This window comes from Acinetobacter sp. RF14B (genome assembly GCF_006864105.1).
GTDB classification, from domain to species: domain Bacteria; phylum Pseudomonadota; class Gammaproteobacteria; order Pseudomonadales; family Moraxellaceae; genus Acinetobacter; species Acinetobacter lwoffii_C.
The window spans coordinates 22,472-33,843 of sequence record NZ_SMTB01000019.1 but is presented as its reverse complement, the minus strand read 5'-3'; the positions used below and the strand labels follow the sequence as shown (position 1 = coordinate 33,843).

At 47.2% G+C, this 11,372-nt stretch carries 9 protein-coding genes; 6 read left to right on the top strand and 3 right to left on the bottom strand.

The window, feature by feature from the left end:
* From E2K52_RS04845 to E2K52_RS04830, 4 genes are all read left to right on the top strand, one after another.
* Window positions 1–375: oxidoreductase C-terminal domain-containing protein (locus E2K52_RS04845; protein WP_319922799.1), on the top strand; the 375-nt coding region annotated here is incomplete at its 5' end.
* Window positions 376–667: 292 nt separating this feature from the next.
* A complete protein-coding gene (locus tag E2K52_RS04840; RefSeq protein WP_151204028.1) occupies window positions 668–1,576 on the top strand; it encodes a DMT family transporter in 909 nt (302 codons plus the stop codon).
* A 173-nt stretch (window positions 1,577–1,749) separates the two neighbouring features.
* A complete protein-coding gene (locus E2K52_RS04835) occupies window positions 1,750–2,685 on the top strand; it encodes a cation diffusion facilitator family transporter (RefSeq protein ID WP_151204027.1) in 936 nt (311 codons plus the stop codon).
* A gap of 371 nt (window positions 2,686–3,056) precedes the next feature.
* Entirely contained in the window at window positions 3,057–4,112 is a 1,056-nt protein-coding gene (locus E2K52_RS04830) for an MBL fold metallo-hydrolase (RefSeq protein ID WP_151204026.1), read from the top strand.
* A gap of 217 nt (window positions 4,113–4,329) precedes the next feature.
* Here E2K52_RS04830 and E2K52_RS04825 read toward each other — a convergent pair whose 3' ends face one another.
* Both E2K52_RS04825 and E2K52_RS04820 read right to left on the bottom strand, forming a co-directional pair.
* Window positions 4,330–4,773, bottom strand: a complete 444-nt coding sequence (locus E2K52_RS04825; RefSeq protein WP_151204025.1) for a thiol-disulfide oxidoreductase DCC family protein — start codon at window positions 4,771–4,773, stop codon at window positions 4,330–4,332.
* Between the two features lie 95 nt (window positions 4,774–4,868).
* Entirely contained in the window at window positions 4,869–6,389 is a 1,521-nt protein-coding gene (locus E2K52_RS04820) for a catalase (protein WP_151204024.1), read from the bottom strand.
* 528 nt (window positions 6,390–6,917) lie between these two features.
* Here E2K52_RS04820 and E2K52_RS04815 point away from each other — a divergent pair.
* Together E2K52_RS04815 and E2K52_RS04810 are read left to right on the top strand one after the other, a co-directional pair.
* Window positions 6,918–8,567, top strand: coding sequence for an acyl-CoA dehydrogenase family protein (locus E2K52_RS04815; RefSeq protein ID WP_151204023.1), 1,650 nt, complete (start codon window positions 6,918–6,920; stop codon window positions 8,565–8,567).
* Window positions 8,568–8,844: 277 nt separating this feature from the next.
* Window positions 8,845–9,042 (top strand): hypothetical protein, encoded by a 198-nt coding sequence (locus E2K52_RS04810; RefSeq protein ID WP_151204022.1) that lies wholly within the window; start codon window positions 8,845–8,847, stop codon window positions 9,040–9,042.
* Here E2K52_RS04810 and ptsP read toward each other — a convergent pair.
* Window positions 9,039–11,336: a phosphoenolpyruvate--protein phosphotransferase gene (ptsP, locus tag E2K52_RS04805; protein ID WP_151204021.1), complete on the bottom strand. Its 2,298-nt coding sequence runs from the start codon at window positions 11,334–11,336 to the stop codon at window positions 9,039–9,041. The genes E2K52_RS04810 and ptsP overlap by 4 nt on opposite strands.
* Window positions 11,337–11,372: the final 36 nt, after the last annotated feature.

Sequence of the window (11,372 nt, the reverse complement as noted above, 5' to 3'; positions counted from 1 at the left end):
GGCAATCATCGCCGTGTCGAAACCTGGGAAAATGCCAATCTGCAAGCCGGAATTTTTGCCCGTCATGTGATGGGGTTCGAGCAGCCAACCCCTAATCCGGCGTGGTTCTGGACCGATCAGCTCAATATCAACTACCAGTTCGTGGGTGATATGACAGCAAGCGAGTGGGTTGTACGTGGTGAAATGAATGCCGAGCAGGGGGCTGATTCATCATTTGTATTGTTTGGTGTCACAGATGGCATCATCGTCGGTGGCATCACGGTGAATGCGGCCAAAGACATGCGTCATCTGAAAAAACTGATCAGCAAGCAGGCGGCTTTTGAGGCGGATAAATATCTGGATTTAAGCCAGGATTTGCGTAAGCTGGTGAAGTAAGCTGAATGTTTAACAAAGGCAGATCTTGGGGAACTGGGGTCTGCTTTTTTTATGGCTACTTTATTTATTGTTTTGGCATGACCATTATTTATATTGCGACGTTTAATTACTTTGTGCAGTTGTGTCTTACTTTTCAAAGATGAAAAGTAACAAAAATCTTTTGAGCGTTTGAGGATACTTCCTTGTATCCCAAACGCTCGAGCGGCATCCATGCCGCTTGTAATACTGCTAATCGTGGATTTGAACAGAACTTTTGGTTTAATTCTTTTTATTATATTTAATTGAGTCATTTATGAATTCAAATTCATCTTCTATGCTGGTGACGGCAAGTATATATGCGCTTTTGGTGCTGATTTGGGCAGCGACGCCGCTGGCGATTGTCTGGAGTGTGGCAGAGGTGCATCCGATGTGGGTGCTGATTATCCGCTATTTTGGTGCCTCCATCATTGCGCTGCTAGTGCTCAAACTGATGCGCGGTCCATTACCTTTTGACCGTACCTCGATGCAAAGCTATCTGGCCGGAAGCTTGAATTTAATTGGCGCCCAGCTGTTTATTTATCTGGCTGCCAATTATTTAACTTCAGGTCTGATGGCCCTGATTTTTGGATTCTCACCGCTGATTGCCGGCTTGATCGGGCATGTGATTTTAAAAACCCATCGGCTGGTATGGCTGCAATGGCTGGGAATGGCGGTTGCGGTAGCTGGCCTGAGTTTTGTCTTTGCCGATTCGGCAGATTCAAAAATTAACCCGTGGGGCGTGGTCCTGATGCTGATCAGTATGGTGTCGTATATCAGTTCGATTTTCTGGGTCAAACAGATTAATGCACCGCTAAAACCAATGTCGCAAGCCACCGGTTCATTATTGGTGTCTGCGGCAGGTTCACTGTTGTTAATCCCGTTTATCTGGCAGCATTTTCCCACACAGATGCCAGGTACCCATGCCATGATCGGGTTCCTGTTTACCATGATCATGTCATCAATTGTGGCCATGCTGTGCTATTTCTGGCTGATCCGCCGTCTGGCTGCGTCTACCGTCTCTTTAAGTAATGTAATGACCCCGGTGATTGCCTTGGTGTTGGGAGCCACACTTAACAATGAAATTATTAGCAGTCATGCTTTCGCCGGAATTGCGGTGGTGATGTTGGGCATTGTCATGTATTTCTGGAAAGAATGGCGCGAACAGTATTTTTCCAGAACTTAGCGGCACAGCAAACAGGAAGGGCCTCAGCTGTTCTTTTTAGAACTTCAGTGGATCATCTCTCAATCTCACGACGCTACAACAATTTGTAAAACAACTGCTGCTTATAAACTGATTAAAATACTGGTACATAAGACAAGAAAAGCTGAATGCAGCTTGTTTAGGACAGTTTCAGGATGTCTGAATCAAATAAAGTTGTGGTCTATGCTGCCCTGTTTGGGAATCTGACGATTGCAGTGGTGAAGTTTATTGCAGCCTATATGACCAGCAGTTCAGCAATGCTGAGCGAAGCCATCCATTCCGTGGTGGATACTTTAAATGAAATTCTGCTGCTGTATGGCATGAAAACCTCCCAAAAACCGGCAGATGCCCAACATCCTTTTGGCTATGGTCGCGAGTTGTATTTCTGGGCATTTATTGTGGCTCTGATGGTCTTTGCCCTAGGCGCCATCGTTTCCATTTATCAGGGCATACAGCATATTTTACAGCCTGAGGAAATGCAGGACCCTGTCATTAACTATATTGTGCTGGGTATCGCAATTGTATGTGAAGGGTTTTCCTGGTGGATGGCTTTAAAAGCCTTTCGCAAGCAGAAAGGCAAGCTCGGATATTTTGCCGCATTCCGACGCAGTAAAGATCCCACCACTTTTACCGTATTATTTGAAGATACTGCTGCCTTGACCGGCTTATTGATTGCCCTGGTCGGAATTTTCCTGGCCCATCAACTGAATATTCCCGAGCTGGATGGTGCAGCATCAATTCTGATTGGCGTTGTACTGGCGATTTCAGCCTGGCTTTTGGCGCAGAAAACCAAAGGTCTGTTACTCGGCGAAGTTGCAGATCCCAAACTGCGAGACCATGTTTTAAAAGTAGCCCAGCAGGATCATGCCGTTCATAGCGCCAACGGTCTGCTGACTGAACAGATGGGCGCGCATCAGGTGATTGTATTTTTAAGTCTGGAATTTAAAGATGATCTGACTTCAGATGAAATTGAACACTGTGTCAATCGGATAGAAGCCCAGATCAAACAGTTACATCCTGAAATTATTGCCCTCTTTGTCAAGCCGCAAACCAAGGCAGTATGGCTGGAACGCACCCGGGGCCGGGTCTAAACACCCCGCTTATCAGGTGAGGCTTCAGCTTAAGTGGATAGCGCCTGTTTTAAAAGGATGGTTTAGGCGTTCAAGCTGGCTTTCTTTGAGAGCCAAAAGGCTGCTATATTTGAGCTGGGGTGTACATCAGGGCAGCATATCGAAAGTCTGTTTAATCCGACCAGTAACTACTCGCAAAGTTTCGAAGCTCTTCCTTTTTTTGTTTTTTTTGCTAAAAATAACAAAAACATAAATGAATACCCTGATCAGATTTCATAGTATGCTTAGATACGCAGGTATAGAAGTTGGTATGCTAATAACAAAGATACTTCGCTTGAGCGCCTCAAGTCGATGCTGTCTTGCATATAGCAAATAATAAATAGTGGATGTTTATGCAAGATTTTTTTAAAACTAAAAAGTTTCAGCTTGAGACCGAATCCAGTTGGAAGCATCTCTGGTCCAAGCCGGTATTTGACTATTTGCATTCAGCGCATTTTGATGGTCAACGGTTCAAAAATCTGGAGCCCTCTTCGCTTGAGCAGAGCCGCTTCGACTTGTATAAATGGTTATTTACCAGAAAGTCCAAAACCTGGGAAGTGAACCTGAAACAGGAGCAGGCCGACTTCCTGTCGCGTCCGCGTGCCTTGCCACATCACCGCCCCGATGCTTCTTTGGATGACTGGCAAATCTGGTTTATCGGCCATGCCACGGTCCTGATTCAGATTGGGCCTTATAACTTTCTGACCGATCCGGTCTGGTCAGAATATGCCAGCCCGTTTTCATCCCGCGGTCCACAACGGGTGATTCCTGCTGGGATTGCCCTGGATGAATTGCCTCCGATTGATGCGGTGCTGCTTAGCCATAACCATTATGATCATATGGATCTGGCCACACTTGGCTGGTTGCATCACAATTTTAAGATGCCGATCTATACCGGTCTGGGAAATGCCTGGTATCTGCCTAAAGACTATAATGTGATTGAAATGGACTGGTGGGAAAACAGCTTTTTCCAAAACATCCGGATTGTGTATACACCTGCGCAGCATGCCTCAGGACGCGGCACGCGTGATCAGAACTGTGCCTTATGGGGAGGATTTTCCTTGCTGCATGGTAAGGAACACTGTTTCTTTGCCGGCGACAGTGGCTATTCTTCGCATTTCAAGGAAATCCGCAAACGTCTGGGTGAACCGCGAATTGCATTATTGCCTATCGGGGCCTATGAGCCGCGTGAGCTGATGCGTTATATCCATATGAACCCCGAAGATGCCTTTCATGCCCATCAGGACCTGCATGCGCGCTGTTCTCTGGCCATTCATTACCGGACTTTCCAGTTGACCGATGAAGACCGTGACCAGCCTGAAAATGTTTTGCAGGATATTATCCAACATTCTTCCAAGCTGATTAACCCGTTTTACTGTATTCGTGAAGGCAAGCGCATTATTGTCTAGCTGCTGGATGCTGTTCTAGGACAATGAGAAGAATCAGCAGGGCAGGCTTCATGATCGGTGGGCTAAATCCTGCTGTCCGTGTGATAGGGGAGCTAAGCCCCATCAGCCAAAAAACATTCATCTCTCCAGAAAGTTCAAGCTGGAGTTTTCGCATAGCTCCCCCGATTCAGCCACCGTCCAACAATCCTGAGCCAAACCGTACAAAGTAGCTAAAAACTTAAGACTCATCCATCACATCTTCCAGAAAATGGCGCTTATTTTCACTAGAAGGTAGCAGGCAGGTATTGGTTTTTCCAAACCACTGATAACGGTTTAAAGCAACCTGACGATACAGAAAATCGCGTGCAACGCGTGGAATAATATACCCGATATTCATGAATGAAAAAGGCAAGCCGAGTTGCTGCATGACTTTTAGCACAGCAGTCGATTCGGTATAGAGCTGCCCCTCTTTAATGACGAGCAGCGTCGTATACTGCTCCGTTGACATCTGATAATGCTGAAGCAGGGCAGAGCCTAAGGGAGATTGTGCAGAGACCAATTTAAACTGGATTTTTCGGTCATATCGGATTAAAAAACGTGCCCAGCGCGTGCAGATGACACACACGGCATCAAATAAAATAATGTCGTATTCTTGAATGATGTCTTCTAGCGTCTTGCGCATGGTTATACTTGTTTTGTGATGGGCTGTTTTCATATTGCATGAACGACCAACAAAAAACCACCCGAAGGTGGTTTTTTAGGCTCTTCACTCAAGTTTTAGAGAAAACTTGGTAAGTTTTTCGCAGGATCACTTTCACGCGCGGCTTGTGCATCGGCCACAGTCATGCCCAATGCTTTGGCGACACCTTCACCGTATGCAGGTTCACATGCATAGCAATTACGGATATGGCGGTATTTGATGAAATCCAGTGCATCCCCCATCGCGCCGGCAGTGTTATTGAACAAGGCCTGTTTTTGTTCATCGTTCATCAAGTTGAACAGGGCTCGTGGCTGGCTGAAATAATCGTTGTCGTCTTGGCGATAATCCCAGAAATCCGCATCACCGGTAATTTTTAGTGGAGGTTCTCTGAACTCTGGTTGTTCCTGCCACTGGCTGAAACTGTTTGGCTCATAATGGGGCAATGAGCCATAGTTGCCATCCACACGGCCCTGACCGTCACGGCGGTTCGAATGCACAGGACAACGCGCAGCATTGACCGGAATTTGTGAATGATTCACGCCAACACGGTAGCGCACAGCATCGGCATAGTTCACCAAACGGGCCTGTAACATGCGGTCCGGTGAATAGCTGATCCCTGGAACCAGATTACTTGGTGCAAATGCCGCCTGTTCCACATCCTGGAAATAGTTTTCAGGGTTGCGGTTCAACTCGAACTCACCCACTTCAATCAGTGGATAGTCGCCTTTTGGCCAGACTTTGGTCAGGTCAAATGGATGATAAGGGACTTTTTCTGCCTCTATTTCCGGCATGATCTGCACGTACATTGTCCATTTCGGGAAATCACCACGCTCAATGGCATCAAATAGGTCGGTCTGGCTGCTTTCCCGGTCTTTGGCAATCAGCGCTGCTGCTTCCGCATCGGTCAGGTTTTGAATGCCTTGCTGGGTGCGCATGTGGAATTTCACCCAGAAGCGCTCATTTTGCGCATTAATAAAGCTGTAGGTATGGCTGCCGAAACCGTGCATATGACGGTAGCCATCTGGAATGCCACGGTCTGACATCACAATCGTCACCTGATGCAGGGCTTCAGGCAATAAAGTCCAGAAATCCCAGTTATTGGTGGCACTGCGCTTGTTGGTTTTTGGATCGCGTTTAACCGCTTTGTTTAAGTCCGGGAATTTGCGAGGATCACGCAGGAAGAATACCGGGGTATTGTTGCCGACTAAGTCCCAGTTCCCTTCTTCCGTATAGAATTTCAGGGCAAAACCGCGAATATCACGTTCGGCATCAGCTGCGCCGCGTTCACCCGCTACGGTAGAAAAACGCGCGAACATCTCGGTTTTTTTGCCTACTGCAGAGAAGATCTTGGCACGGGTATAGCGGGTAATGTCATGGGTGACGGTAAAGGTACCGAAAGCCCCCGAACCTTTGGCATGCATACGACGCTCGGGAATCACTTCACGCACAAAATTTGCCAGTTTTTCATTCAGCCATAAATCTTGTGCAAGCACGGGGCCACGTGCACCAGCTGTCATGCTGTTCTGATTGTCTACAACAGGCGCACCAGCTTCAGTGGTAAGGTGCGTGACAGGACATTTTTTAGAGTCATCGCTCATTGTATATCTCCATTATTATCATATTTTGAGGACTGGGAGAAGAATCTATGCAGAGTATCACGCTCAATCCAATATGAACCGTTCTGTAAATTGATTTTAAAGTGGCGTTGCTATAGCGATGCGATCTTCAAAAACCGAAAAATTAAAAAATGCAAAAATGTCTAGAAGCACAATAACATGAAAGTTGTAGTTATCTTATTGCTCTAAGCAGAGTGTTAGGCTCTGAGATTAATCAGAATTATGCATTTTGACAAATAGAATATTATGTTTGCATTAACCGTTTATTTCGATTATTCAAGTTTTTGTTATTTATTTAAAATTAAATGAATTCACGGGTCTGGCGAGTTGTAGTGGATGGCTCCGTTACAGCAGTCTTGACCTAGGTCATTTGGCATATGGAAGCTATACAGCACATGCGCCTCACTGATTTTTGATAAAATTTTTATTTTAAAAACTGCCTATGCGGGGGCGATTTATTGACTATACTGGGATGAAAACAGCCATAAAAATAAAACAGGAATGAGAGCAATGCAGACATGGACGACCCATCAAATTCACAACCAGTTTGATGAAAAGCAGGATTATAATTTATTTGAAACCGATATCGTATTACAGCAAATTTTACAGCGCTATGGCAGCCAAGATCAGGCCACCTTGTCTAAAATGGCACAAATGGCCGGTTCAGCCGAATATTATCAACATGCCGAACTGGCCAATCAACATCCTCCCATCTTGCATGCCTTTGATGCCCGTGGCCGTCGTAAAGATTTCATTGAATTTCATCCCTCCTGGCACAAATGGATGGGCTTGAACCGTCACTTCGACACACATGCCTATCCCTTTAACCACCCGCAATCTCCATCCAGATGGGTGGAGTGGGCGGCTCGATTTTATCTGGCTGGACAGATCGAATGTGGCAACCTGTGCCCCAATTCCATGACGCTGGGCAGTATTCCGCTCATCCAGCGTGAACCTGAGCTATGGGCAAAGCTGGGTGAGCAACTGCTATCGACTGAATATGATGAGCGCGATGTACCGATTGCCCAGAAAAAATCAATTTGGCTAGGCATGGGCATGACCGAGAAGCAAGGTGGTTCAGATGTGCGGGCGAATCAGACCATTGCTGTGCCAATTGCGGAGCCGGGCCGTGGCAAAGCCTATGTGCTGACCGGACATAAATGGTTTTTTTCTGCGCCGATGTGTGATGCACATTTGGTGGTGGCAAAAACCGAGCAGGAAGGATTGGCTTGCTTCTTTGTACCACGCTGGCTGGACGATGGCACAAAAAATAATATTCATGTGCAGCGCTTAAAAGACAAAGTCGGCAATCGCAGTAATTCCAGTTCCGAGGTCGAATTTAATCAGGCCTGGGGCATAATGATTGGTGAAGCCGGGCGTGGGATTCCCACGATTATCGAAATGGCGAATTACACTCGGCTTACCTGTTCGGTGGGCAGTACCGCCATGCTGCGCCAGGCTCTGGTACAATGCCTTGCCTATACCCGTCAGCGTAAGGCTTTTGGCAAGCATTTGGTTGAACAGCCCTTGATGCGCGCCGTGTTGGCAGATTTGGCTTTAGAAACTGAAGCGGCCATGCAACTTAGTTTTCATTTGGCGCATTGTTATGAATCCGATGATGCCTTAGCACTGGCATGGAAACGCATCATGACACCAGCATCTAAATTCTGGATTTGCAAACGGGCTGTCGAGCTGACAGGCGAGGCGATGGAAGTCTTGGGCGGTAATGGTTATGTTGACGATGGTATTATGGCGCGTATCTTTAAAGAAGCCCCGGTAAATACCATCTGGGAAGGTTCAGGCAATGTCATGTGTCTGGATGTACTGCGTGCCATTGCACGTGAACCTGAGTCGATGGAAATGCTGTTTAAAGACTGGGCATCTACCGCTATGCACAATGAAACGCTAAAAACGGAATTGCAGTCTTTATTTAAACTCTTCCAGCAGCCGCCCGAAGAATTACAGTTTATGGGACGCAGTCTGGTTAGCCGTCTGGTGATTTTGGCCCAAGCAGTGTTGCTGACACGTCATGCCCCGGACTATGTAGCCGATGGATTTATTCAAACCCGCTATAGCGGTTTTCATGGCCGTGTGGCGGGAATGATTGAGGCGAAGCAGGTGGATGTGGAACGGGTGTTGGAGCGGGTCTTGGCAGCTTAAGAACCTGTCTTCCATTTTCTGGATGCTGTAATCCGCCCAGCTTGGCTGAATAAAAAAGATTGTACAATGTACAAAAAAGCGTATGATCAGCTTCTCTCAAGCTCATGGAAATGAGCGCCTACATGCAAGAAATAATGCAAGCTGAACGGGCTTGAATTTCAACCCTGTGAACCCATTAATCCTATAGGCAATAACTGAAATCCACAGGATTTGCAGGTTGACTCAACCGAAAACCTGAACCGAGACTAAAGCCCCTCAACTGAAAAAGGACAGCGCGATGGCAAAGAAAAAAGCACTGCCAGAAGTGGTCATTCACAACTTCGTGGCGAAACACATGCATGAGGTCAACAAGAGTCAGGTCTTTGTAGACCGGAAGAAAAATGCAAAACGTGGCTACACCAAGCACAAACAAGGGCGATATCAACAAGATGATCGCCCTTTTTTATTACTGCATTTTTTGGCGGCTGGTGTTTAAGCCCCGACAATCCGGGTGGTTGCTTTCACCATATCCCCCAGACCATGGGCTTTAAAATAATATTCAATCCGGCTTTTCACCACCAGAGGATTATCCATTTTTAAGGCATGTGCCAGCATCTCTTGCGCATCGTTCATCGGCACATGACAGATCGCCTTGCGGACCCGCAAAATATTACTGGAACTCATCGACAGGGTATTAAAGCCCATTGCCATCAATAGAATTGCAGAAAGCGGATCTCCTGCCATTTCACCACAAATACTGACCGGCTTTTCATTGCGATGACAGTCTTGAACCAGGCGGTCCAGCGCGCGTAAGACAGCAGGATGCAAATGAGAATAGACATTGGCCACCCGCGGATTATTACGGTCAACTGCCAGCAAGTACTGGGTCAGGTCATTGGAGCCGACCGAAAAAAAGTCCACCAGTTCCGAGAACTCATCAATCTGATATAAGATACTGGGCACTTCCACCATAATACCGATTTTGGGTTTGGTAATTTTGACCTGTTCTTCTTCCTGAACGGCATGATGGTCGCGTTCCAGCAAATATAAGGCTTCTTCGACTTCGCTGACACTGGTCACCATTGGCAGCAGAATATGCAGATTATTCAGCCCGATACTGGCTTTCAGCATGGCGCGGATCTGGGAAGAGAAAATCTCCGGATGATCGAGGGTAAAACGGATGCCGCGCCAGCCCAAGGCTGAATTTTCTTCTTCAATCGAAAAATAAGGCAGATCCTTGTCGGCACCAATATCCAGGGTACGCATGACCACCGGTTTGTTGGCAAAATGGCTCAGCTGCTGGCGGTAAATGGCGCGCTGCTCTTCTTCACCGGGGAAGCGATCTCGCAGCATAAAAGGAATTTCAGAGCGATAAAGGCCAACGCCTTTGGCACCCCGTTGTACGCCACGAACCACATCAATCATCAGGCCGGTATTGACATACAGTTTCACCACAATGCCATCAGGGGTAATGGTATCCTTGGTTTCATACTGCCGCAGATCTTTGGCAATCAGTTCTTCTTCTTTTTGAATTTCTTTATAACGGGTACGCAGGCGGCGTGGCGGATTGATAAACACCCGGCCCTGATGTGCATCCACAATCATTTCCACATCATCAATGCTACTGATTGGCAGCTCGGTCACCCCGACCACGGTAGGAATACCGAGGGCACGTGCCACAATGACCATATGCGAGTTCATGGCCCCTTCAGAGGTTACAATCGCTGCAATCTTATCGACCGGTAATTCCACCAGGGCAGCCGTCGAAATTTCTTCACCAATCAGGATACTTTCGTCGGTGAGTTCACGGTGGCTGGAATCCGCTTCCTGTAAGCGTGCCAGAATGCGCCGTCCCAGATCTTTCAGATCTGCAACCCGTTCCCGTAAATAGTCATCTTCCATCTGGGCGAACTGGGCCACATGGCTATCAATTACAATACGGACTGCGCCTTGTGCCCAGTTCCCATCACGAATTTCAGCTTTAATTTCAGCCGGCAGGGCATTTTCATCCAGCATGCGCAGGAACACACTAAACAGGGCGCGTTCTTCGGCCATCAGTGCATCCTGCATTTTTTCATCCAGCGCCTGAATTTCTTCACGCACTGAATCTAGGGCATTGTCCAGAAGCTGTAATTCTTCACTAATATCGTCGGCTTCACGATCTGGTACAGCGGCCAGATCGGCGGGCGGATAGAGAATAACAGCGCGGCCCAGTGCAATTCCGCCAGAGCCGGAGATTCCCTGAAAGGTTTTATAGGCAGGCAGATTGCTGGGCTTGCGAAAAACATCAATATTGCCAACCGCGTGGGCATGTGCAATCACGCCCGACAACTGGGCACAAAGTGTGACCAGAAAAGATTCCGCTGCTTCAGAGAAATCCTGAGGTTCTTTGTTCTGGACCACCAGTACACCCATCACTTTGCGACGGTACATGACCGGCACGCCGAGAAAAGAGTTATAAATCTCTTCTCCGGTTGCAGGCAGGTACATAAAGCGTTCGTGTTTGGAGGCATTATCGAGGTTGACGATTTCCTCACGCTGCCCGACCAGACCCACCAGACCTTCACTGGTATGCAAGGAGACATGGCCGACAGACTCAGAGTTTAGACCCTTAGAAGCCATCAATAGATAACGCTGGTTGCGTTCATCCAGTAGATAGATGGAGCAGACATCCACATGCATGGCGGCAGCCACATGATTGACCATAATCTCGAGAGATTCATGCAAACTGGCCGAGGCATTGATTTCTTGAACAATGCGTCTTAAAGTGTCCAGTTGCATATTTGACATCAGTTCTGCTCCGTCATACTCAGAATTTTAATCGGA

Bases quoted from the DNA above. Each gene is read 5' to 3' on its own strand.
- E2K52_RS04810 (WP_151204022.1), top strand. From the start codon at position 8,845: ATGGCAAAGAAAAAAGCACTGCCAGAAGTGGTCATTCACAACTTCGTG.
- E2K52_RS04815 (WP_151204023.1), top strand. From the start codon at position 6,918: ATGCAGACATGGACGACCCATCAAATTCACAACCAGTTTGATGAAAAG.
- ptsP (WP_151204021.1), bottom strand. From the start codon at position 11,336: ATGTCAAATATGCAACTGGACACTTTAAGACGCATTGTTCAAGAAATC.
- E2K52_RS04835 (WP_151204027.1), top strand. From the start codon at position 1,750: ATGTCTGAATCAAATAAAGTTGTGGTCTATGCTGCCCTGTTTGGGAAT.
- E2K52_RS04820 (WP_151204024.1), bottom strand. From the start codon at position 6,389: ATGAGCGATGACTCTAAAAAATGTCCTGTCACGCACCTTACCACTGAA.
- E2K52_RS04840 (WP_151204028.1), top strand. From the start codon at position 668: ATGAATTCAAATTCATCTTCTATGCTGGTGACGGCAAGTATATATGCG.
- E2K52_RS04830 (WP_151204026.1), top strand. From the start codon at position 3,057: ATGCAAGATTTTTTTAAAACTAAAAAGTTTCAGCTTGAGACCGAATCC.
- E2K52_RS04825 (WP_151204025.1), bottom strand. From the start codon at position 4,773: ATGCGCAAGACGCTAGAAGACATCATTCAAGAATACGACATTATTTTA.